Here is a 25,027-nt window from a genome sequence, read left to right as displayed (position 1 = left end):
CTTAAATTCCTTATAATTTCTATTTTAAATATATTTTATAGGAATTTTGTTTAATAAATAAGTAATGCAAGAAGTCTATTGTTATAAAAAAATTTTTTAAAAGCAATAGCTGTTTTTAATGACATTTTAAATTCAACTAAATCATGGCCCCATCTACCCTTTACTCTAAAATAATCATTATTCATATCTCCTGGACCATGGTATTCATAATATGGATCTAACTCATCGATTTCTCATTCTAAAGAAGAAATATCAATCATTGAACTATTTTTATAACACATTAAATTACTATTTAAACTTCTAGGATTTCTATTGTTACATGGATTTAAATTTAAAGTAGCCAATAATCCTGGTGTAAATATTAAAATTCTACTGGGGTTTAGTTCTTGATTGTTTGAAAAATTATTTAAATTTCCATTTTCTGTTAAATAATTTATAGCCCTAGTAGTAGTTGGTTCTCATGTTCCAACAACCAAATCTTTAAGAGGGGGGGCGGAAGCAGAAGTGGAAGCAGGACTACTAGTTCAAGAAAATCACGTAGTATCACTATTTGTAATCATACTTCTTACTGAATTAAAACGCATACTTTCTGCTGTTGCTCAAGCAACACGAGCCAGTGTAATTTTAATTATTTCACTATTTGCAGCAGGATTTTCTCCATAATTTATTAAATTTTTAAAAGCTTTTTTTATAACTTCTCAAGTTGTTCTAGACCTATCATCGGGAACAAGTTTAGAATAATTTTCACTAAAACCTAAATTCTTAGGGGTATAACCAGATATTTCTCTTATATCAATAGACTTCTTGCATTACTTATTAAAATAATTACAAATTATTTGTAAATAAAAAATACTATATAGTAATTTCTAACTTTTATTAGGTTAATACTTATGGATTTTATTAAATGTGTAAATTTTGACACAACAAAAAATTATTTTATTATTTAAATTTAATTTTAAATAAATATTTTATGTTATCTATAATTGCAAATTATAAATTGAAGCAATTAAATTAAATCTTAAACTAAATCGTTTTCTACGATTACGATATTTTTCAGTAATAATTTTAAATTTTTTAAGAATAACAAAAATATTTTCAATAATAATTCTCATTTTTGAAATTAATTTATTATTATGTTTTTGTTCTTTATTTAAAGGGTTTTTCTTTGTTTTTTTCTTAGGTATTAGAACATTACTATGAATTTTTTGTATTCCTTGATAACCATTATCAACTATTAATTTAGTATTTTTTAAAATTGGGATTTTTGATTCTTTAAATAAACAAAAATCATGCTTTTTACCGAGAGAAAAATTTGTTGCAATAATTATTTTGCTTTCTTTTTCAATAATTACTTGTGTTTTAATAGTGTGTTTTTTCTTTTTTCCTGAATAAGATTGTTTTTGTCTTTTTTTGGGCGTTGAATGGGTGTTTCTGTAGCATCAATAATAATTGTTTTATCATTAAAATAATCATTTATTAATGCTTTTTTACCAGCAAGTTGTTGAAAATCAGGATGTTTGATTAAAATATCTTCAATTCACTTGATATTTCGATAACAACTAGCTTCACTAATATCAAAACTTTTACCAAGATGAAAATAAGTACGATATTCTCGTCAATATGATAAAGTCATCAATAATCTATTTTCTAATGATAATTTATTATTTTTACCACCTCTTTTAAACTTTTTTAACTCAGCTTCTTTTAAAATATTTAACATTTTATTAAAAGTACTTTGCTTTATTCCAGTTAATCGTAATAATTCTTTATCATTAATAAAATTAAATTTATCAAATTTCATAATCTTAAATTCCTTATAATTTCTATTTTAAATATATTTTATAGGAATTTTGTTTAATAAATAAGTAATGCAAGAAGTCTATTGTGTAAAAATTCAATAATATGATAGAATGGTAGTGAATAAAAAGGACAATAACAAGAAAGGCAGGGTTAGTTTAGTAATTAAATAATATAATTAGCTGATTGTTTTACTTCTTCAAAGCAATACCTAAGAAAACTAAACGCGACCAAACTTTACGCGCCCGCTGTAATCTTCACTAATTAACTGTTTTAAATGTTCTAAACTTTTAACAGCAATATTATCTCGTAAATACTTTAAAAAGGAAATTTTAATTTTTACACCATAAATATTATTATTAAAATTAAGAATAGACTTGGTACATAACTATAACATTTTGCACCTATCAAACTATAAAATTCATTTTCGTCTTTGTATTTATCTAACATTTGTACTTCACCTAGGAAATAATATTATCAAAATAGTAGATAAAATTAAAGGTTATGTACCAAGTCTAAAGATTAAAAATTTCATTCAATATCTTAATTATTTTAAAAATAAAAACTAGAGGGATTAATTCTAGTTCTAAACTATTTATTTAAATTGCTATCATATTATATTAATTTATAAAATTATTAGTTAAATTATGTTATAAACTCTCAGGAACAATTTTTAAAATTTACATTTGATCCTTAAAATCAACAGCAATTAAGTTTAAAGCATTTTTAAAGACATACTGTGTGCCGATAATTAAATGCAATCTTTGTTCTGATAAGGTAATATTAGTCTCATCCAAAATTTTACATTCTGAATAGAATGAATGAAATCCCCGTGATAATTCCTGAATATAATCACAAATAATATTGGGTTGACAAGATTTAGCAGCACTTTGTACTACTTTACTAAAATAATCCAATACTTTAATTAATTCTCGCTCCTTGGGATGTGTTAATAAATGATAACTAGCAATTGATTTTGTTAAATCAATATTATGAGGCACATTTCGTAAAATACTCGCGCAACGCGCCGTAGCATATTGAAAGTAATAAACCGGATTATTATTACTTTGAGATGTTAAAAGACTCAAATCTAAATCCATATGACTAGAAGATGCTTTTGAACATAACATATAACGAACAACATCAATACCTAATTCCGCAACTAAATCAATTAACCATACGGCTGTCCCTTTTCTTTTTGACATTTTATATTCTTGACCGTCTTTAATTAATCGTACCATTTGAATAATAACTATTTTTAAAATATTAGCATCATAACCTAAAATTTGTAAACCCACCTGCATTCGTGTTAAATAACTATGATGATCTGCTCCTCAAAAATTAACCAAATAATTAGCTTTTGCTCTTTTAATTCGTAAATTATGACAAGCTAAATCCGGTAAAATATAAGCATACGATTTATCTTGTTTAACAAGAACTCGGTCCTTATCATCACCATAATCTGTTGTTTTTAATCACAAAGCACCATCTTTTTCAAAAACTTTATTAGTTGTTTGTAACTCCTTTATTAACTTATCAATTTCTTTTGTTGTATACATTTCTAACTCACTCGACCAATAATCAATATTAATTCGAAATTCCTTTAATTGCGTTTTAATTAATTGTAAAAAGAAAGCAATTGACTCTTGTTTAAATATTACTAATACTTGTTCATCATTAATGACATCATTAACAATTCGTACAGCAATAAATTTATCTTGATATTTATTCACAAAATTAGTTGCTAATATTTCTTGATAAATACCTTGATATGATTGTTCTGGTAATTCAACATTAACCCCTAATTTTTGTAAATAATACGAAAAAATTGTATTTGCTAACACATTAATCTGATTACCAGCATCATTAAGATAATATTCCGTTTCAACAATATTTCCTGCAAATTTTAAAATTCTTGCGACCGCATCACCAATGGCACCATTACGAGCATGACCAATATGTAAAATTCCTGTTGGATTAGCAGAAACAATTTCTAAATTATATTTAATATTAGTACATTCTCCACTACCAAACTTAGTTTTTAATTTTAAAATTTCGGTGATAACAACACTAAGTTGATTTTGATTAACTGTTAAATTAATGAACCCAGGAAAAACAAAATCTATTTTAGTAAAGAAATCATTTGCCTTAATAACAGCAATAATCTTTTTAGCAATGACTTCTGGTTTTTGCTTTAAAATTGGTGCTAACACCATCGCAATATTAGTAGCATAATCACCATATTCAATATTACGAGTTTTCTCAATAACAATATCATCAACAAAAGGAGTAATATTATTTACTGCCTCTTTAATTATTTTTTGAATTTGATTTAAAATTAGTGACATTAATATTTCTCCTTTTTCGCTTCATAATTTATTACTAACAATAAAAATCCTAATAATTTAAAATAACCAAATAATATGCTTATTTATCATCAATAGATAAAACTGCCATAAAAGCTTCTTGTGGTAATTCAACATTTCCAAAAGCTTTCATCCGCTTTTTACCCTTTTTTTGTTTTTCTAACAACTTTTTCTTGCGATTAATATCGCCACCATAACACTTAGCAGTAACATTTTTTCTTAACGCCTTAATAGTTTCTCGCGCAATGATTTTATTACCAATGGAAGCTTGTACCGGAATCTCAAAGTTTTGTTGCGGAATAATATCCTTTAATTTAGCACATAAATTTCTTCCGCGAGCATAAGCAAAATCTTTATGTACAATCATTGATAAAGCATCAACAATTGTACCATTCAATAAAATATCCATCTTTACTAATTTATTTGGTCGATAGCCTAATAATTCATAATCTAATGAAGCATATCCTTTAGACACAGATTTTAAACGATCAAAAAAATCAAAAATAATCTCATTTAACGGCATTTCATAAGTCAAAATCCTTCTTGTATCATCAACATAAACAAGATTTTGATAAATACCGCGTTTTTGCTGACATAATTCCATCAAACCACCTAAATAAGTTTCAGGAGTCATCATCGTTACTTTAACAAAAGGCTCATTAATAGTACGGATTTTTTGTACTTCCGGTAATTTACTCGGATTATCCACAGTAATAATTTGCTGATCAGTTAAATGAACTTCATAAATAACACTTGGTGCTGTGGCAATTAAATCTAAATTATATTCCCTCTCAAGTCGTTCTTGAATAACATCCATATGTAATAAACCTAAAAACCCACAACGAAACCCAAATCCTAATGCTTGTGAATTTTCTGATTCATATATCAAAGCAGCATCTGATAACTGCAATTTTGATAATGCATCTTTTAAATCTTCATACCGATACCGCGAACTATCAACCGGATATAATCCACAATAAACCATTGAATTAATTTTTCGATAACCTGGTAATGGCACTAATGTTGGAAAATCAGCATGTGTCATTGTATCTCCTACCTGAACATCTTTAATATTCTTAATAGCCGCCGCTACTCAACCAACCTGACCAGCAAATATTGCATCCTGCTGAACTTCCAACGGTGTCTTAATACCAACACTAATAACTTCATATTCACCCCTTGTTGCCATAAAACGAATCTTATCATTAGGTTTAACAGTTCCTTGAAAAACACGAATGAAAATCATTACGCCACGATATTGATCATAATAAGAATCAAAAATCAATGCCTGCAAAGGAGCATCATCTTGTGATTTTATTGGAGCAGGAATATTCTTAACAATAGTTTCCAACACTTCATCAACATTTAAACCGGTCTTTGCAGAAATTAACGGAATATGAGAATACTCAATTCCTGTCAATGCTCTAATTTGTTGTTTAATTCTTTTGGGGTCCGCATTAGGCAAATCAACCTTATTAATAACAGGAATAATTGTTAAATCATTATCAATCGCCAAATAAACATTAGCTAATGTCTGTGCTTGAATCCCTTGCGTAGCATCAACGACTAATAATGCTCCCTCACAAGCCGCTAAACTACGAGAAACTTCATAAGTAAAATCTACATGTCCCGGAGTATCAATTAAATTAAAACAATATTGTTGATGATCCTTAGCAACATACTGCAACTGTACAGCATTTAACTTAATAGTAATTCCTCTTTCTCGCTCTAAATCCATTGAATCTAATAATTGTTCTTTTAATTCTCTTTTACTAACCGTACCAGTTAATTGTAAAAGCCGATCCGCCAAAGTAGACTTACCATGATCAATATGAGCAATAATACTAAAATTACGAATTAAATTTTTATTTGTTGTCATTATTTTTAATTTCCTTACTTTGTTCTAAATTACTATTTTCCAACGCTGCCTCTCGTAAATAATCAAAATCACTATCACTTCAAAGATGACCATAACTGACACTATTAATTCTAATTAAAAACCAAGTAATAAACAAGGAAAAAATATATGTTGATATCGCTTGCACAGCATCATTAATTAATGCCGTAATCGCATAACTATGATCAAAATTAGAAATAAAGTAAGTATATGGTGGATAAATAATTAGAACTGGTAAAACTGCAAAAAAATAACTAATAATAAAATGAAAGTATGGTTCTAATATCCGAATAATAACAAACATTAAAATCCTAACAACAATCGTAATAGGGACAAAAACAAAATATCCGCCCATAATATCAGCAAATGCCATCGCAATCGGATTAGCAAATAAAATCATTGGTCCAGGAATAAATGTAATTAAAGGTAAAGCAATAATATCAGCTAATTGCAAATAACCAACACCAATTTTAATAAAACTAGAAGCATAACCGCAAAACATTAAAAGACCTGTTATCACACCTGTTGTTGCTAAATATTTTAATGAACGAAAACGATACATTTTCCTTTCAAATCCTTTCCTTAAATAAATTTTGTTCCTATTTTCAAAGGATGTTTTCCTTGATAAAAATTTTCAACCAATATTGCTTTTTTACCCTCAGGTTGTAATCTTTGAATTAAAATACTCCCTTTACCCGTTTGAACTTCAATACAATCTTGTTGAAATGATAAAATTGTTCCTGCTGGTTCTTCCTGTTTATTAATATCATATACAATCGCCTGATGAATTTTATAAATCTTATTTTCATAAGTCGTATAAGCTAAGGGGATTTCAAAAAGACCACGAATTTGACAAGTTACTTTTCTAGCATCAACATTTCAAATAATCTTTTCATTATTTCGTTTAATATTTAAACCAAACGATGCAAATCGTTCATTTTGGATTTCTGGAGTAATTTTACCACTAATTATTAAGAATAAATATTTTTCTAACATCATATTTGCTAACAAAATTAAACGACAATGCAAACTACTTGCCGTTTCATTTGCTACTAAACTAATTTTCTCTTGAATAAATACTGGTCCCGCATCCATTTGCGATGTCATTTTCATTAAACTAATACCAGTTTCTTTTTCATCATTAATTACCGCTCAATGAATTGGCGCTCCACCTCGTAATTTAGGTAACAACGAAGCATGAATATTTAAGCAACCTTTCGACACTAATTGTAAAATCTTCGTTCCCAAAAATTGACCATAAGCACAAGTAATTATTAAATCAGCATTTAAATTATCTAGTTCTAAAACAATATCATTAATATTATCTGGTTGAAAAATCTTCATTTTTGATGCTAATGCTACTTGCTTAACAGCACCAATCCTCATTTCTTGCTTTCTCCCTACCTTCCGATCGGGTTGACAAATAACAGCAACAATTTCAATAAAATTCATCGTTAATAATTTTAATAATACTTCTTTAGCAAAAATCGGTGTTCCCATAAAAATGACTTTCGTTACCATTCAATTCACCCCTGCTCTTGCAACAATTCAGAAATTTTAGCAAACAAAACTACCATCCCATAAGTATCGCGTTCACAATATAGTAACAGATTTTTAACATAATTGTCTTGTCATCGTTGCAAACTAATAGTTTTTCAAGCATTATTTAATTTCAAGAAAAACAAATGATTATTATCTTTTTGTAATTCATTATATAACCGTTTACGAAATAAAGTTGAAGCATCGGTTCCCTTTTGCACTTCTAAATCATCATAAGAAAATTCCGGGTTAAAAGCCGGTAATGTTTTCTTAATTGAAAAACTACCATTAAATTCTGCTTTATAAATTGCAAAATTTTTAAAGAAATCCATTAAATCAACAGTCCGATCAGAAATTTGCATTAATATTTCTTCATAAATTGGATATAATAATGCCATTTTTTTTAAAACTTGCTTTTCAAAACTCTTATTATATGCAACATAAGTGCCTATGCCATATTGTGTTAAATCCTTAATTAATTTTTCTACTAAAATTAAGCGATGATCTTTCACTCCATCAGCTAAATAACTATAATGTTTAATATTATGTTTCTCTTCATTAAACTTATTATCCAATAAAATATGAACCGAATATTGAAATGGAATTTGCTCATATGGTGCACTATTTTCATATTTCGGAATGGCACTTTTAACAGTTTCAAAATCATACATATAAATCGGATACACATATTCCTTATATATACTTTGTAAATATCTTCGCTCTGACAATGAAACAACACCTTCTAAATTTTGGACAACTTTAATTTGTCGATATTGATTAGTTGTTAAATTAAGATCAAAAAAATTAGATGTATAAAGTGACAAAAAATTATCTTCATAATATAATCTTGCTTTTTTAGTTTTTACTAATCGATAAAGATTAAATATTGTATGCTCTTTTGGTAATTTACCATAAACATGAATACAATAATTATATTTACCCCGGTTATGACATTGACTAGTCTTTAACCACGCTAATGTTTCATCTACTGGCATTTGAAAAATATCTTTAATTCGCTGAACATCTTGATTAAAATCTCGCTTCGCTAAATCTTTTTTTACACCAACCATAATATTTTCTTGCTTTGAACCAGTAGTTGTTAAATTATATTTACTTGCTAAAGTAAACAAATTATCATATTCTAAATCACCTTGATGAAAATAAAAACCATTTAAATGCATTAAATAAATATTTTTAATCTCAATATTACAATTAGTCAAAATATAATATTGATAAAGAACATCATATAAATGTTCGCGATGAACCTTAGTTGTTGCCTTAACTTCAATTAAATCTCAACCAGTACCATTTCGTTTTAAAACATCAACTTTGGTAACGCAGTCATTATATTCAAATCGTGGTTCAAACAATACTTCAAGATTAGCATCAAGAATTTTTTCTACCGTTTTATTTGCCACAAGATGTTTTTCATAAGTATCTAAATCAAAACAACGATAATTTCGTAAAAAATATTGCTTAGCATGATAACCTACTTCTAAACCATCAAGAATAGTTTCACTATCAATTACCTCTAAATCAGTAAAACTATAATCATCGCCCGCTAATAATTCTAAACTAGGAGCAGAAATATTCGTCAAGTCATCTTTTTGACTTTCATCACCAAATTCAGGCAAACTAAAAAAATAAGTTAACTCCCTATCGTTCCATTGAATTGTCTTTTGATGATTTTCTTTTCGTAAAAGAAAAGACAATTTAGCACATTCACGATAATTTTTATAATCTTCTTTATATATTTTATGAAGCATTTTGTCATTTCCTCAAATTGTGAATTAATTAAAATATTTATTTTTTAGCACCAAACTTCTCATTAGGCTGTCGCTTAATAAGAATTTCATTTTTATTTTGGACAACTTTTTTAGTTGCTTTTATTTTTTTCTCTTGTTTAATTTTTTTTATTTCTGCTTTTTCTATTATTTTTGCTTCCTTGCGTTCTAATCTAACTTGTGCTCGCTCAGCCTTAGTCATCTTTCAATAACTTTTCTTTTGTTCTTTTTGCAAACGAATTAAAGTCTCTTCTAACTGTAATTCATGATTAACTTTTCAAGTTGTTTCATATTCTTTTTTACTTAATTGTTTTGTTAAACCTTCAACTTCAAAAGCTTTAGTAGCATATAACTGATTTGATTTTGAATCATATAATTTGATAACAACATCAAAAACATCACGATATTTATAATCTTTACCGGCTCTAGCAATTACTTTATCATATTCAATTCTTTTATGCGCAATATTATCATTAATTCTTAAATACTGCTTAATTTTATCTCTAACTTCTTTTTGGCGTTTTTCTTTTTCAATTTTATCTTGTTTTCGTTTTCGTATTGAAGAAACTATCATTACAACTACAATAATAATAATTAAACCTAACATTACCCAAGTAGTTTGTCCATTTTGTAAATCACCTGTTACTAAAAACATTATTCATTCCCTCCTTAATAATTAAATTTCAATAATACTTAATAAACGTTCTTGACTTATTGGCGTTATTGTTTTAATCAAATTAGATTTTTTATCAATAATAAAATATAAATCACTATCATTAATTTGCACATAAATATCATCTTTTATATCTACAACATAAAATGCCTCATTAATTAATTGTAAACAATGCATTTTTAATTCCATATCATTTAAATGCTTCAAATTTAATCGTTGTTTAATACGAAGAATAACATGATGTGAAAATTGATATTTTGATTGTAAATAATAACTCACTTTTTCTACCTACACTTTTTTAAATGTACATAAGTAATTATACATCTTTTTTACTACTTTTTTAAGTAACTAGTTTACTAAAAAACAATTATTTGCTATAATTACTTTTGGTTTTATAATAATAAAATAAACTAAGGAGACAACGATGGCAAATATCAAATCACAAATTAAACGCGCAATAACAAATGAAAAAGCAAGACAAAGAAATGTTCATATCAAATCAACAACAAGAACAGCAATTAAAAAAGCTAAAAACGCAATTACCAGTAATGAAACTGATATGCAACAAACATTAAATCACGCTATTTCAATGCTTGACCGAGCAGAAAGTAAAAATATTTTTCACAAAAATAAAGTTGCCCGAATAAAATCTAAACTAACTATTAAAGCTAATAATATTAATATTAAAGAAACTAAATAAAAAAAGAGTGTTAGTTAACACTCTTTTTTTTCTTGTTACTTTATAAATTGTTAACTATAAATCATGCTTTTTATTATTTTCATCTTGCTTTTCAGATTCTAAAATTAAATCTTGGTCAAATAATGAAGCATCAATAACATACGATTCACCTTTTAATGTTGCCTGTAATGCTTTTTGATATTCCAAATCCGCTTGCATTAATTTATCACGCTCCAAACGAGGATTAATTGAAAATACAATAAAAATTAATAATATTGGAATGATAGCAATACCAGCAACCACAATTTTTAAAATCCGATAAACTTGAAAACTTGAACTACTTCAAATTTCCTCCAAGACACTATCAACATTATGAACTTGATCAAAAGCATTTTTAAAAAACTGAACAAACGAATTATAAGATAAAAATCCAAATACGCCATAAATAGAATTAAAAAGAATAGCAACAATAGCAAATATTAACATCATTGGTTGCATCCGATACTTATCTCTTAAAAATTGCGGTTTTTTAAAGAAAGAATAAGTTAACATTGCATAAGTTAAAATTTCTAAAATTATACTTCACATTGACAAATTTCAAGCAATAGAAGCTAGCCAAAAATCAAAACTTTTTGGGTCAGCTAAATTATCTTTTAAAATAACATCAGTTAATTTAAATTCAGCAATAAAACCATAAACATTAATACCAATAACAATAACCAACAAAAACATAAAAACATAACTTAAAACTCTTTTAAAAAACGGCATTGCTTTAGGTTTACCAGTATATGGATAAAAACCTTGATTATTTGCCGGATGAGTTGGCAATTTTAAACCTTGCAAATTAAGTTGTAAATTTTGCAAATTAATTAACTGTTCATTAACTTTTTTTTGCGAATTATCCTCAGTTGTTTTTCCACTATCATCTTTTAAAATCTGAGAATTATTATTAGAAATTTGTTCAGAATTATTATTCTGACCAGTTATTAAAACATTGTCATTATTTAATAATTCTTTTTGTAAATTTAAATCAATATTTGATAATTCTTTAACAATATCAAGAGAAATTACTGTTGGCGTAACCAATTCTTGTTTTGGTACTTGAAAAATATTAAGAATATAAGTTTGTAAAAAATTATAATCATTCTCAATAGTTTCTAAGGTTAAATTATCATCTTTAACAATTTTTATTTCTTCATCTCTTAAATCAGCTAATACTTGCACAAAACTTCTCGTATAGCGCTTTTCTTCATAATTAGCATGATGCTCTTGTTCTAAAAATAAGAGACTATTAACTAATCGTAAAAAATAAGTATAAAATTCATCATCCTTAATCACTTTAAGTTTCAATTTAGAACTTTTTAAAATATTAACTAATAAATTAACAATATTTTCATAAGTATTTTTGCTATTATTCATTAATAAACTCACCCTCTTACAATTGCAATAAAAAAATCTCAAAGCCAATTTTTTTATTCACATGACTTCTTTTTATATTATAATCTAAATTACTTAAACTACCTAATAAATAATGAATTTGTTGATCATCAATTTTTAAAAGATATTTTCAAAGAATTTTTAACCGAAAAGGATTAATAGTCATTTTTTGACAAATAGTATTAAAGTCATAATTCCTTTGTTGATAAATTTTAATATCACGAATCGTTCTTAGTTGATTAGCCAACAAACCAATAATTGCCAAAACATCTTGATTACTATTTTTAAAATCATAGTATCGCTGCCATATTTGTGAAATATCACGAACAATAAAAGCATTAGCTAAATCAAAAATATTACTATCTAAATAACGACTAACCAAAACATCAACATCTTCCAATATTAATGAATTACTATAATTAATAAGTTTATTTAATTCATTAACAATGATTTGCAAACTATTAGGTAATCTTTCTAATAATAAATTTAAACCCTCATTAGTAATTTTAGTATTATGCTTAACAAAATAATTTTGAACAAACATTTTTAACTGACTATCATTTAATTCTTTAACAACTAAAACCTTACCTGTTTTTTCAATAACTTTAATAATCTTTTTTCGTTGATCAATATTAGAACTGTTAACAACAAAAAATATCTCAGTAAATGGTCCTGGATTTTCACAATATTTAAGCAAATTTTTAAATTGTAAATTACTTAATTGATGCTCACGAGAAGAAGTTAAAAACCAACAATCTTCAATAATAACAATTTGTTTATTATTAAATAATGGTGGCATTGAAATAATTTGTAATATTTCATCAATATTAGTATTTATCATACTATACTTTAAAATATTCATTTGTTGATCCTTATTAATAACATTAATTACTTTTTTAATTTGTTTATTAATAAGAAATTTATCATTACCATAAATTAGAAACATTTTATTCACCTTTTAAAATTATATAATAGACTTGGTACATAACTATAACATTTTAACCTACTAAACTATAAAATTCATTTTTATCTTTGTATTTATCTAACATTTGTACTTCACCTAGGAAATAATATTATCAAAATAGTAGATAAAATTAAAGGTTATGTACCAAGTCTAATATCTTTTTGCCAGGTATATGAAAGTGACTATTTTTTATTAGAGTATTTTCAACTCAAAAGATATTACGAATACAACTAACATGACTAATATTAGACTTCTTGCATTACTTATTAAAATAATTACAAATTATTTGTAAATAAAAAATACTATATAGTAATTTCTAACTTTTATTAGGTTAATACTTATGGATTTTATTAAATGTGTAAATTTTGACACAACAAAAAATTATTTATTTAAATTTAATTTTAAATAAATATTTTATGTTATCTATAATTGCAAATTATAAATTGAAGCAATTAAATTAAATCTTAAACTAAATCGTTTTCTACGATTACGATATTTTTCAGTAATAATTTTAAATTTTTTAAGAATAGCAAAAATATTTTCAATAATAATTCTCATTTTTGAAATTAATTTATTATTATGTTTTTGTTCTTTATTTAAAGGGTTTTTCTTTGTTTTTTTCTTAGGTATTAGAACATTACTATGAATTTTTTGTATTCCTTGATAACCATTATCAACTATTAATTTAGTATTTTTTAAAATTGGGATTTTTGATTCTTTAAATAAACAAAAATCATGCTTTTTACCGAGAGAAAAATTTGTTGCAATAATTATTTTGCTTTCTTTTTCAATAATTACTTGTGTTTTAATAGTGTGTTTTTTCTTTTTTCCTGAATAAGATTGTTTTTGTCTTTTTTTGGGCGTTGAATGGGTGTTTCTGTAGCATCAATAATAATTGTTTTATCATTAAAATAATCATTTATTAATGCTTTTTTACCAGCAAGTTGTTGAAAATCAGGATGTTTGATTAAAATATCTTCAATTCACTTGATATTTCGATAACAACTAGCTTCACTAATATCAAAACTTTTACCAAGATGAAAATAAGTACGATATTCTCGTCAATATGATAAAGTCATCAATAATCTATTTTCTAATGATAATTTATTATTTTTACCACCTCTTTTAAACTTTTTTAACTCAGCTTCTTTTAAAATATTTAACATTTTATTAAAAGTACTTTGCTTTATTCCAGTTAATCGTAATAATTCTTTATCATTAATAAAATTAAATTTATCAAATTTCATAATCTTAAATTTCTTATAATTTCTATTTTAAATATATTTTATAGGAATTTTGTTTAATAAATAAGTAATGCAAGAAGTCTATTATATTTTTTGCAATAATACGATATGTACTATATTCTTTTCAGTATTCTAAAGTCATAAGTAATCTTTGCTCTATTGATAATTTATTTGGTCTACCACCAATTTGTTTTTGTTTAGCTTCAGCTTCTTTTAAAATTTCTACCATTTTCATGAAAGTGAATTTTATAGTTTAGTAGGTTAAAATGTTATAGTTATGTACCAAGTCTATTAAAGAATTTAACAAAATTAAAAGTATCAGTGATGATTATGATAGTTTAATTTATGAAATTAAACAATATTTAAGATATGAAAATAATTTTACAGATTATGAAATAAACCAGTTAACTAAATATTTAGATTTAGCAGAAAAAATGAAATCAAACAAACTCATTAATTCTTTAAAAAAATATTGATGATATTAGTGAAAAAGTTAATATCAAAGATAATTATAAAAATATAGGCTTTGTTTTTAATTGTAATAAAAACGCCAAATTGTAAAGTTAAGTGCAACTAAATTATTTTTCTAACCAAATATTCGATTGGTGAAAGATAATTTAGTATTTTTCTTGGTCTTTGGTTTAAAGACAATATAAATTTATGAACTGCATTTTTAGTAGTATTTGAAAAATTAAATTTTTTAGGAAATTTTTCTCTAATTAAACCATTAGTATTTTCATTAGTACCTCTTTGTCAAGGCGAATACGCATTAGCAAAATAAATTTTCACATTTAAATTTTTTTCAAGTTGTTGTCAATTAGAAAATTCTTTACCCCTATCAAATGTTATAGTCTTAACAAGATTATTTGGAAGAATTGATAAATAATGGCTAATGTTTTCGTTAACAACTTTAGTAGTTCTATTTTCAACTAACATTGCTAAAGTAAATCTTGATGTTCTTTCAACTAAAGTTATTAAACATGATTTACTTTTACCTCGTGATGATACTACAGTATCACCTTCTCAATGACCAACAGTTATACGATTATTAACATTAATATTTCGTTCTTTAATTGATTTACCATTAAATTTACCGCGATTTTCTTGAGATTTTCGTTTCTTACCTTTTCTTCTTAAATTTTTATTAGTAACTTTTTCAAGTAATCCAGAATAAATTCAATTGTAAATTGTTTTAAAACTAATAATTCATTCTTTATGAAAATTTTTAATTCTGCCATAAATTTGTTCAGGCGATCAACCTAATAGTAATTTTTGTTGTACATATTTTACTAATTCTCTATTTTTAAACTTATGAAAATAAACATGTGATTGTTTTCTGTTTTCTGCTTTATTTTGTGCAATTAATGAAAAATAATGATTACTATCTTTATTTCTATTGACTTCTCGAATAATAGTACTAATACTTCGATTAAGATTTTTAGCTATTTCACTAATTTTTACTTTAAACTTCAATTGATTCTCAATATAAATTCTTTCATATATGTCAAGATGTTTGTAACCCATATAAAAACTCCTTGCTTTGTTTTTTCTAAAATAAACTTAGCATCATGAAATTTTTATATGAGATTTTTTGCAATTTTATTTACTTGCACTTACAAGTATAATTCAGCAAACAAAAAAGATTTTTTGCAATTTTATTTACTTGCACTTACAAGTATAATTCAGCAATAAAAAATAATGTCCACTAAGCGCTGTTTATTAATTTTTTGTTCATTTTTATTAATATTAATCTTTTTTGGCAAAATATTTCTTAGCAACGGCAAGTTATTTTTGACTAAAAAATTAATCTCAATACTTGATTTAGTAACAATATTTGGTTGTGGTTTTATGATATTAATATCAGCATTAATAAAAAAATGAGATAATAAAAATCCCATTAAAATAAGAACACTTGTTATAATAGCAAAAACAATAATTTTAGTTTTCTTCATTTTTTCACCCGTAATTAAATTACTTATAAAATAATGAATTTCCTTTAAAATATTTATTAATAACTAAGATAAAAATAAAATGTCTTGTAATTTTTTTTGTAATTGTTTATATAACTCCTCATACTGTTCATATTTATGCTTTTCAGCATTAACTTTTGCAATTGGTGCCTTATTTAAAAACTGTTCATTATTTAATATTGTTTTACTTCGTTCTAACTCACGATGAATATCTTGTAACTGTTTTTGAATAAATAATTTTTGTTCTTTTTTATTAATTGTCATATCTAAAAAAACATCAATTGTTCCATCAATTAAAGGAAGCGCGATTGTTTGTACTAAATGAGATATTTTCTCATTAATAGTTATCATTTGACTATTAGTTAACTTTTGCAAAAAACCATTAATTTCCTGAGCATATTTCTGATAATCTTGATTATCAGAATTTAAATTAAAATTCAAAGCAATGTGATGCTTAATATTTCTTGTTGCTCGTAATTCTCTAATAACTGTTGTAATATTAATAACATTAACTAAATAATTTACTGGGGAAATATTTTCTAAAACTATCGGATATTTTTCTTCCATAATTGATTTTTCATTATTAAACATTTTTTGATAAATTTCTTCAGTTACAAAAGGAATTAAAGGATGCAATAAAATAACAATTTGTTTTAAAAGATAAAATAATACTTGGATTGATGCCACTTTAGTTTTGGGATTTTGTAAATTACTTTTTGATAACTCAATATATCAAGAACAAAAATCATCTCAAACAAAATTAAAAAGATATTTACCACTAACAACAAATTCATATTTCTCCATATTTGCTTGCACTTTTTCAAGAACAAAATTAAAATTATTTAAAATTCAATAATCAACAGCTTCTAATTGTAAATCTAAAATATTATTCACTGGTTTAAAATCATCTGCTAAATTTAAAAGCACATATCTGCTGGCATTTCAAAGTTTATTAATAAAATTTCACGAAGAACGAACTTTAGTAATACTAAATCCTAAATCTTGCCCCGGAGTACTATTAGTTAATAAAAAAAATCGTAAACTATCAGCACCATACTCAGTAATAATATCCATTGGATCAATCCCATTACCTAAAGATTTTGACATTTTTCTTCCTTGTTCATCACGAATTAAACCATGAATTAATACGGCTTTGAAAGGTTTTTTATTAACTAAATATAATGATTCAAAAATCATCCGACTAATTCAAAAGAAAATAATATCATAACCAGTAACTAACAAGGAATTTGGCAAATATTTTTCAAAAAATAATTTATCATTATTTTGTTGCACAAATATTAAAGGTCACAAAGCACTAGAAAATCAAGTATCTAAAACATCACTATCTTGTAATCATTCTTCTTTATTAGGTGGCGTTATGGCCACAATAATTTCCTTAGTATCTTGGTGGTATCATACTGGTAATTGATGTCCTCATCACAATTGCCGTGAAATACATCAATCCTGAATATTTTCTAACCATTGATCTAAAATATTTGCAAATCTTGATGGATAAAACAAAATCGCATCACCACTATTTTGTAATTTTAAAGCCCTATTTACTAATGGTTGCATCTTAACAAATCATTGTTCTAATAAATATGGTTCAACAATAACATCACTGCGTTCTGAATATCCTACTTGATGAACAAAATCAGCAATTTTAACAACTAAATTTTGTTTTTCTAAATCACCTATTAACTGTTGTCGACAAACAAAACGATCTAATCCCTCATATTGCAAAGCATTGGCATTCATTACACCACCAGAATCCATACAAATAATTAAATCCAAATTATGTCTTTTAGCAATTTGATAATCATTAAAATCATGAGCAGGAGTACATTTCATTATCCCTGTTCCAAATTCCATTATAATGTATTCATCAGCAATTATCGGAATTCTTTGTTTATTAACCGGATTAATAACTTCTTTATGAAGATACTTTTGATAACGAACATCATTAGGATGAAAAACTAAGGCTTGATCGGCAAACATTGTTTCTGGTCTTGTTGTGGCAATTGTAATCATTTCATCACTATCTACTAAGGCATAATTAATATAATACATTTTACCTTGAACTTCTTTATAAGTTACTTCCATATTAGATAACGCTGTTTTTAATTGTGGGTCTCAATTAATAATTTTTTTGCCACGATAAATTAAACCATCATTATATAATTTAACAAATGTTTCATTAACTAATTGATTAACATCACTATCTAAAGTAAACTTCTCATAACGATAATCTAATGATAATCCTAATTTTGCTCATTGTTCACGAATTATATTAGCATATTCATCCTTTCACAAATTAACTTTAGCAATAAACTGATCACGAGAAAAACTAGTAATCCGTTTTTTCTCTTCATCTCATATTCTTTCAGCAACTTTTACTTGAGTAGCAATCCCCGCATGATCCATTCCTGGAAATCAAGTAACACCATAACCAGTTAAGATTTTATAACGCGCCATTACATCTTGTAAAGTATTATTCCAAGCATGACCCAAATGTAATTTACCAGTAATATTAGGTGGAGGCAAAATCATACTAAAAACAGGTTTATTACTAATATTATCAGCACTAAATAATCGTTTCTCTAATCAATAATCATATTTACCATTTTCTACTTCAAAATGCTCATATTTTTTACTTAATGATTTCATTAATTCTCTCCTACTTATTTTTAATAATTATATCAAACATTAAGAAATATAAACAATGATACTTTTATAGTTTTATAAAATAAAAAGTAGTTTTTAAAAACTACTTTTTATTTATTTCCCCATAAGCATTAATCTAACATTAATATTTAATCTTTTTTCAACGATAATATAATAGACTTGGTACATAACCCTCAATTTTATCTACTATTTTGATAATATTATTTTCTAGATGAAGCACAAATATTAGATAAATATAAAGATGAAAGTGAATTTTATAGTTTGGTAGGTGCAAAATGTTATAGTTATGTACCAAGTCTAATGAATTTAAAACAACAGTAAGATCAGAAAATACCATTGCCGCAGCTGCAAAAATTGCAAATTCAAAATTAGGAATTGATATTCAAAATCAACCAAATAACATTGCTATTGGTAAGGCAATAAGGTTATAACCAAATGCTCACATAAAATTAGTTCAAATTACCCTTCTTGTTTGCTTCGTTAACACAATAGCTTTATAAATAAATATCAGGTTTAATGATAATAATATCACTAAGATTAACTGCAATTTCAGCTCCTGCTCCCATAGCAAGTGATAAATCAGCTTGTTGTAAAGCAACACTATCATTAACACCATCGCCAACAAATGCCACTTTTTTACCTTGTTTTTGCAATTTCTTAATAATATTAGCTTTATCTAATGGTTGAATATTAGCAAAGTAATGCTCAATACCAATAGCGACTCCTCTAGTAATAACTTCATTATCACCACTAATCATATAAACTTCAATACCTTCTTGCTTCAACTTAGCAACCGTTTTAATCGCATTTAACTTAATCTGGTCCTCTAACACAAATAAAGTTACAATAACTTTATCAATTGCTAATCCCAATACTAATTGATTAATTTCTTTACTTTTTTCAACAATTCTTTGTAAAGGAACTGCTAAAACAAATTTTTTTTCTAATAGACTTCTTGCATTACTTATTAAAATAATTACAAATTATTTGTAAATAAAAAATACTATATAGTAATTTCTAACTTTTATTAGGTTAATACTTATGGATTTTATTAAATGTGTAAATTTTGACACAACAAAAAATTATTTTATTATTTAAATTTAATTTTAAATAAATATTTTATGTTATCTATAATTGCAAATTATAAATTGAAGCAATTAAATTAAATCTTAAACTAAATCGTTTTCTACGATTACGATATTTTTCAGTAATAATTTTAAATTTTTTAAGAATAGCAAAAATATTTTCAATAATAATTCTCATTTTTGAAATTAATTTATTATTATGTTTTTGTTCTTTATTTAAAGGGTTTTTCTTTGTTTTTTTCTTAGGTATTAGAACATTACTATGAATTTTTTGTATTCCTTGATAACCATTATCAACTATTAATTTAGTATTTTTTAAAATTGGGATTTTTGATTCTTTAAATAAACAAAAATCATGCTTTTTACCGAGAGAAAAATTTGTTGCAATAATTATTTTGCTTTCTTTTTCAATAATTACTTGTGTTTTAATAGTGTGTTTTTTCTTTTTTCCTGAATAAGATTGTTTTTGTCTTTTTTTGGGCGTTGAATGGGTGTTTCTGTAGCATCAATAATAATTGTTTATCGCCAAATTGTAAAGTTAAGTGCAACTAAATTATTTTTCTAACCAAATATTCGATTGGTGAAAGATAATTTAGTATTTTTCTTGGTCTTTGGTTTAAAGACAATATAAATTTATGAACTGCATTTTTAGTAGTATTTGAAAAATTAAATTTTTTAGGAAATTTTTCTCTAATTAAACCATTAGTATTTTCATTAGTACCTCTTTGTCAAGGCGAATACGCATTAGCAAAATAAATTTTCACATTTAAATTTTTTTCAAGTTGTTGTCAATTAGAAAATTCTTTACCCCTATCAAATGTTATAGTCTTAACAAGATTATTTGGAAGAATTGATAAATAATGGCTAATGTTTTCGTTAACAACTTTAGTAGTTCTATTTTCAACTAACATTGCTAAAGTAAATCTTGATGTTCTTTCAACTAAAGTTATTAAACATGATTTACTTTTACCTCGTGATGATACTACAGTATCACCTTCTCAATGACCAACAGTTATACGATTATTAACATTAATATTTCGTTCTTTAATTGATTTACCATTAAATTTACCGCGATTTTCTTGAGATTTTCGTTTCTTATCTTTTCTTCTTAAATTTTTATTAGTAACTTTTTCAAGTAATCCAGAATAAATTCAATTGTAAATTGTTTTAAAACTAATAATTCATTCTTTATGAAAATTTTTAATTCTGCCATAAATTTGTTCAGGCGATCAACCTAATAGTAATTTTTGTTGTACATATTTTACTAATTCTCTATTTTTAAACTTATGAAAATAAACATGTGATTGTTTTCTGTTTTCTGCTTTATTTTGTGCAATTAATGAAAAATAATGATTACTATCTTTATTTCTATTGACTTCTCGAATAATAGTACTAATACTTCGATTAAGATTTTTAACTATTTCACTAATTTTTACTTTAAACTTCAATTGATTCTCAATATAAATTCTTTCATATATGCCAAGATGTTTGTAACCCATATAAAAACTCCTTGCTTTGTTTTTTCTAAAATAAACTTAGCATCATGAAATTTTTATATGAGATTTTTTGCAATTTTATTTACTTGCACTTACAAGTATAATTCAGCTATCATTAAAATAATCATTTATTAGACTTCTTGCATTACTTATTTATTAAACAAAATTCCTATAAAATATATTTAAAATAGAAATTATAAGGAATTTAAGATTATGAAATTTGATAAATTTAATTTTATTAATGATAAAGAATTATTACGATTAACTGGAATAAAGCAAAGTACTTTTAATAAAATGTTAAATATTTTAAAAGAAGCTGAGTTAAAAAAGTTTAAAAGAGGTGGTAAAAATAATAAATTATCATTAGAAAATAGATTATTGATGACTTTATCATATTGACGAGAATATCGTACTTATTTTCATCTTGGTAAAAGTTTTGATATTAGTGAAGCTAGTTGTTATCGAAATATCAAGTGAATTGAAGATATTTTAATCAAACATCCTGATTTTCAACAACTTGCTGGTAAAAAAGCATTAATAAATGATTATTTTAATGATAAAACAATTATTATTGATGCTACAGAAACACCCATTCAACGCCCAAAAAAAGACAAAAACAATCTTATTCAGGAAAAAAGAAAAAACACACTATTAAAACACAAGTAATTATTGAAAAAGAAAGCAAAATAATTATTGCAACAAATTTTTCTCTCGGTAAAAAGCATGATTTTTGTTTATTTAAAGAATCAAAAATCCCAATTTTAAAAAATACTAAATTAATAGTTGATAATGGTTATCAAGGAATACAAAAAATTCATAGTAATGTTCTAATACCTAAGAAAAAAACAAAGAAAAACCCTTTAAATAAAGAACAAAAACATAATAATAAATTAATTTCAAAAATGAGAATTATTATTGAAAATATTTTTGCTATTCTTAAAAAATTTAAAATTATTACTGAAAAATATCGTAATCGTAGAAAACGATTTAGTTTAAGATTTAATTTAATTGCTTCAATTTATAATTTGCAATTATAGATAACATAAAATATTTATTTAAAATTAAATTTAAATAATAAAATAATTTTTTGTTGTGTCAAAATTTACACATTTAATAAAATCCATAAGTATTAACCTAATAAAAGTTAGAAATTACTATATAGTATTTTTTATTTCAAATAATTTGTAATTATTTTAATAAGTAATGCAAGAAGTCTATTTAATGCTTTTTTACCAGCAAGTTGTTGAAAATCAGGATGTTTGATTAAAATATCTTCAATTTACTTGATATTTCGATAACAACTAGCTTCACTAATATCAAAACTTTTACCAAGATGAAAATAAGTACGATATTCTCGTCAATATGATAAAGTCATCAATAATCTATTTTCTAATGATAATTTATTATTTTTACCACCTCTTTTAAACTTTTTTAACTCAGCTTCTTTTAAAATATTTAACATTTTATTAAAAGTACTTTGCTTTATTCCAGTTAATCGTAATAATTCTTTATCATTAATAAAATTAAATTTATCAAATTTCATAATCTTAAATTCCTTATAATTTCTATTTTAAATATATTTTATAGGAATTTTGTTTAATAAATAAGTAATGCAAGAAGTCTATTATTTAAATTTAATTTTAAATAAATATTTTATGTTATCTATAATTGCAAATTATAAATTGAAGCAATTAAATTAAATCTTAAACTAAATCGTTTTCTACGATTACGATATTTTTCAGTAATAATTTTAAATTTTTTAAGAATAGCAAAAATATTTTCAATAATAATTCTCATTTTTGAAATTAATTTATTATTATGTTTTTGTTCTTTATTTAAAGGGTTTTTCTTTGTTTTTTTCTTAGGTATTAGAACATTACTATGAATTTTTTGTATTCCTTGATAACCATTATCAACTATTAATTTAGTATTTTTTAAAATTGGGATTTTTGATTCTTTAAATAAACAAAAATCATGCTTTTTACCGAGAGAAAAATTTGTTGCAATAATTATTTTGCTTTCTTTTTCAATAATTACTTGTGTTTTAATAGTGTGTTTTTTCTTTTTTCCTGAATAAGATTGTTTTTGTCTTTTTTTGGGCGTTGAATGGGTGTTTCTGTAGCATCAATAATAATTGTTTTATCATTAGACTTCTTGCATTACTTATTAAAATAATTACAAATTATTTGTAAATAAAAAATACTATATAGTAATTTCTAACTTTTATTAGGTTAATACTTATGGATTTTATTAAATGTGTAAATTTTGACACAAAAAAAAATTATTTTATTATTTAAATTTAATTTTAAATAAATATTTTATGTTATCTATGCTGAATTATACTTGTAAGTGCAAGTAAATAAAATTGCAAAAAATCTCATATAAAAATTTCATGATGCTAAGTTTATTTTAGAAAAAACAAAGCAAGGAGTTTTTATATGGGTTACAAACATCTTGGCATATATGAAAGAATTTATATTGAGAATCAATTGAAGTTTAAAGTAAAAATTAGTGAAATAGCTAAAAATCTTAATCGAAGTATTAGTACTATTATTCGAGAAGTCAATAGAAATAAAGATAGTAATCATTATTTTTCATTAATTGCACAAAATAAAGCAGAAAACAGAAAACAATCACATGTTTATTTTCATAAGTTTAAAAATAGAGAATTAGTAAAATATGTACAACAAAAATTACTATTAGGTTGATCGCCTGAACAAATTTATGGCAGAATTAAAAATTTTCATAAAGAATGAATTATTAGTTTTAAAACAATTTACAATTGAATTTATTCTGGATTACTTGAAAAAGTTACTAATAAAAATTTAAGAAGAAAAGGTAAGAAACGAAAATCTCAAGAAAATCGCGGTAAATTTAATGGTAAATCAATTAAAGAACGAAATATTAATGTTAATAATCGTATAACTGTTGGTCATTGAGAAGGTGATACTGTAGTATCATCACGAGGTAAAAGTAAATCATGTTTAATAACTTTAGTTGAAAGAACATCAAGATTTACTTTAGCAATGTTAGTTGAAAATAGAACTACTAAAGTTGTTAACGAAAACATTAGCCATTATTTATCAATTCTTCCAAATAATCTTGTTAAGACTATAACATTTGATAGGGGTAAAGAATTTTCTAATTGACAACAACTTGAAAAAAATTTAAATGTGAAAATTTATTTTGCTAATGCGTATTCGCCTTGACAAAGAGGTACTAATGAAAATACTAATGGTTTAATTAGAGAAAAATTTCCTAAAAAATTTAATTTTTCAAATACTACTAAAAATGCAGTTCATAAATTTATATTGTCTTTAAACCAAAGACCAAGAAAAATACTAAATTATCTTTCACCAATCGAATATTTGGTTAGAAAAATAATTTAGTTGCACTTAACTTTACAATTTG

At 24.6% G+C, this 25,027-nt stretch carries 23 protein-coding genes and 2 pseudogenes; 3 read left to right on the top strand and 22 right to left on the bottom strand.

The genetic code is table 4. The features are described from left to right. Window positions 1-50 precede the first annotated feature (50 nt). From AAHJ00_RS03200 to AAHJ00_RS03160, 10 genes are all read right to left on the bottom strand, one after another. Window positions 51-560 carry a hypothetical protein gene (locus AAHJ00_RS03200; RefSeq protein WP_342224494.1) on the bottom strand — a complete coding sequence of 170 codons (510 nt, stop codon included), beginning with the start codon at window positions 558-560 and terminating at the stop codon, window positions 51-53. A 417-nt stretch (window positions 561-977) separates the two neighbouring features. Next, window positions 978-1,801 (bottom strand): IS5 family transposase gene (locus AAHJ00_RS03195; RefSeq protein WP_342224493.1). Its coding sequence is split into 2 segments (ribosomal slippage): window positions 978-1,405 and window positions 1,405-1,801, totalling 825 coding nucleotides; the frame shifts between segments, so codons are not numbered across the junction. A 216-nt stretch (window positions 1,802-2,017) separates the two neighbouring features. After that, window positions 2,018-2,119 (bottom strand): hypothetical protein, encoded by a 102-nt coding sequence (locus AAHJ00_RS07905; protein WP_425288885.1) that lies wholly within the window; start codon window positions 2,117-2,119, stop codon window positions 2,018-2,020. Between the two features lie 358 nt (window positions 2,120-2,477). Then, on the bottom strand, window positions 2,478-4,145 hold the full coding sequence (gene argS, locus AAHJ00_RS03190) for an arginine--tRNA ligase (RefSeq protein ID WP_342224492.1): 1,668 nt from the start codon (window positions 4,143-4,145) through the stop codon (window positions 2,478-2,480). A gap of 79 nt (window positions 4,146-4,224) precedes the next feature. After that, window positions 4,225-6,042 (bottom strand): translation elongation factor 4, encoded by a 1,818-nt coding sequence (lepA, locus tag AAHJ00_RS03185; RefSeq protein WP_425288865.1) that lies wholly within the window; start codon window positions 6,040-6,042, stop codon window positions 4,225-4,227. Then, window positions 6,029-6,622 carry a hypothetical protein gene (locus AAHJ00_RS03180; RefSeq protein ID WP_342224490.1) on the bottom strand — a complete coding sequence of 198 codons (594 nt, stop codon included), beginning with the start codon at window positions 6,620-6,622 and terminating at the stop codon, window positions 6,029-6,031. The genes lepA and AAHJ00_RS03180 overlap by 14 nt, the downstream gene beginning before the upstream one ends. A gap of 20 nt (window positions 6,623-6,642) precedes the next feature. After that, window positions 6,643-7,581, bottom strand: a complete 939-nt coding sequence (gene fmt, locus AAHJ00_RS03175; RefSeq protein ID WP_342224489.1) for a methionyl-tRNA formyltransferase — start codon at window positions 7,579-7,581, stop codon at window positions 6,643-6,645. After that, a complete protein-coding gene (locus AAHJ00_RS03170) occupies window positions 7,575-9,365 on the bottom strand; it encodes a DUF2779 domain-containing protein (RefSeq protein ID WP_342224488.1) in 1,791 nt (596 codons plus the stop codon). The genes fmt and AAHJ00_RS03170 overlap by 7 nt, the downstream gene beginning before the upstream one ends. Window positions 9,366-9,402: 37 nt before the next feature. Beyond that, window positions 9,403-10,038 carry a hypothetical protein gene (locus AAHJ00_RS03165; protein WP_342224487.1) on the bottom strand — a complete coding sequence of 212 codons (636 nt, stop codon included), beginning with the start codon at window positions 10,036-10,038 and terminating at the stop codon, window positions 9,403-9,405. A gap of 21 nt (window positions 10,039-10,059) precedes the next feature. Continuing rightward, window positions 10,060-10,335, bottom strand: a complete 276-nt coding sequence (locus tag AAHJ00_RS03160) for a hypothetical protein (RefSeq protein ID WP_342224486.1) — start codon at window positions 10,333-10,335, stop codon at window positions 10,060-10,062. A 145-nt stretch (window positions 10,336-10,480) separates the two neighbouring features. On the opposite strand from AAHJ00_RS03160, the gene rpsT reads away from it, so the two are divergent. Continuing rightward, window positions 10,481-10,756, top strand: coding sequence for a 30S ribosomal protein S20 (gene rpsT, locus AAHJ00_RS03155; protein WP_342224485.1), 276 nt, complete (start codon window positions 10,481-10,483; stop codon window positions 10,754-10,756). Window positions 10,757-10,810: 54 nt separating this feature from the next. Here rpsT and AAHJ00_RS03150 read toward each other — a convergent pair whose 3' ends face one another. The 10 genes and pseudogenes from AAHJ00_RS03150 to AAHJ00_RS03105 form a co-directional block, all read right to left on the bottom strand. Continuing rightward, window positions 10,811-12,154, bottom strand: coding sequence for a hypothetical protein (locus AAHJ00_RS03150; RefSeq protein ID WP_342224484.1), 1,344 nt, complete (start codon window positions 12,152-12,154; stop codon window positions 10,811-10,813). A 16-nt stretch (window positions 12,155-12,170) separates the two neighbouring features. Next, entirely contained in the window at window positions 12,171-13,118 is a 948-nt protein-coding gene (gene holA, locus AAHJ00_RS03145; protein ID WP_342224483.1) for a DNA polymerase III subunit delta, read from the bottom strand. A gap of 441 nt (window positions 13,119-13,559) precedes the next feature. Continuing rightward, window positions 13,560-14,383, bottom strand: a protein-coding gene (locus AAHJ00_RS03140; RefSeq protein WP_342223477.1) for an IS5 family transposase whose coding sequence is annotated in 2 segments (ribosomal slippage) — window positions 13,560-13,987 and window positions 13,987-14,383 — 825 coding nt in all. Because the reading frame shifts where the segments join, the coding sequence is not laid out codon by codon here. 22 nt (window positions 14,384-14,405) lie between these two features. After that, on the bottom strand, window positions 14,406-14,615 hold the full coding sequence (locus AAHJ00_RS03135; protein WP_342224482.1) for a transposase family protein: 210 nt from the start codon (window positions 14,613-14,615) through the stop codon (window positions 14,406-14,408). A gap of 338 nt (window positions 14,616-14,953) precedes the next feature. Beyond that, window positions 14,954-15,904 carry an IS30 family transposase gene (locus AAHJ00_RS03130; RefSeq protein WP_342223813.1) on the bottom strand — a complete coding sequence of 317 codons (951 nt, stop codon included), beginning with the start codon at window positions 15,902-15,904 and terminating at the stop codon, window positions 14,954-14,956. A gap of 491 nt (window positions 15,905-16,395) precedes the next feature. Continuing rightward, window positions 16,396-19,020, bottom strand: coding sequence for a valine--tRNA ligase (locus tag AAHJ00_RS03125; protein ID WP_425288884.1), 2,625 nt, complete (start codon window positions 19,018-19,020; stop codon window positions 16,396-16,398). A 136-nt stretch (window positions 19,021-19,156) separates the two neighbouring features. After that, on the bottom strand, window positions 19,157-19,480 hold the full coding sequence (locus tag AAHJ00_RS03120) for a hypothetical protein (protein ID WP_342224480.1): 324 nt from the start codon (window positions 19,478-19,480) through the stop codon (window positions 19,157-19,159). Window positions 19,481-19,529: 49 nt separating this feature from the next. Then, on the bottom strand, window positions 19,530-19,907 hold the full coding sequence (locus tag AAHJ00_RS03115) for an HAD-IC family P-type ATPase (RefSeq protein ID WP_342224479.1): 378 nt from the start codon (window positions 19,905-19,907) through the stop codon (window positions 19,530-19,532). 256 nt (window positions 19,908-20,163) lie between these two features. After that, window positions 20,164-20,636, bottom strand: a pseudogene (locus tag AAHJ00_RS03110) (transposase family protein); the annotation flags it as partial. Window positions 20,637-20,668: 32 nt separating this feature from the next. After that, window positions 20,669-21,619 (bottom strand): IS30 family transposase, encoded by a 951-nt coding sequence (locus AAHJ00_RS03105; RefSeq protein WP_342224478.1) that lies wholly within the window; start codon window positions 21,617-21,619, stop codon window positions 20,669-20,671. Between the two features lie 210 nt (window positions 21,620-21,829). On the opposite strand from AAHJ00_RS03105, the gene AAHJ00_RS03100 reads away from it, so the two are divergent. Then, a protein-coding gene (locus AAHJ00_RS03100) for an IS5 family transposase (RefSeq protein ID WP_342223477.1) occupies window positions 21,830-22,653 on the top strand; the annotation gives its coding sequence in 2 pieces (ribosomal slippage) (window positions 21,830-22,226 and window positions 22,226-22,653; 825 coding nt in all). Window positions 22,654-22,895: 242 nt separating this feature from the next. Here the strand turns inward: AAHJ00_RS03100 and AAHJ00_RS03095 are convergent. After that, a complete protein-coding gene (locus tag AAHJ00_RS03095; protein WP_342224138.1) occupies window positions 22,896-23,159 on the bottom strand; it encodes a transposase family protein in 264 nt (87 codons plus the stop codon). Between the two features lie 119 nt (window positions 23,160-23,278). After that, a pseudogene (locus AAHJ00_RS03090) lies at window positions 23,279-23,763 on the bottom strand (transposase family protein); the annotation flags it as partial. A gap of 291 nt (window positions 23,764-24,054) precedes the next feature. Here AAHJ00_RS03090 and AAHJ00_RS03085 point away from each other — a divergent pair. Next, complete coding sequence (locus AAHJ00_RS03085) at window positions 24,055-25,005, top strand: IS30 family transposase (RefSeq protein ID WP_342223478.1); 951 nt, start codon at window positions 24,055-24,057, stop codon at window positions 25,003-25,005. Window positions 25,006-25,027 lie beyond the last annotated feature (22 nt).

The organism is Spiroplasma endosymbiont of Asaphidion curtum (genome assembly GCF_964031085.1).
In the GTDB taxonomy this organism is placed as follows: Bacteria; Bacillota_I; Bacilli_A; order Mycoplasmatales; family Nriv7; genus Nriv7.
This window is presented reverse-complemented; position numbering and strand designations above follow the sequence as displayed.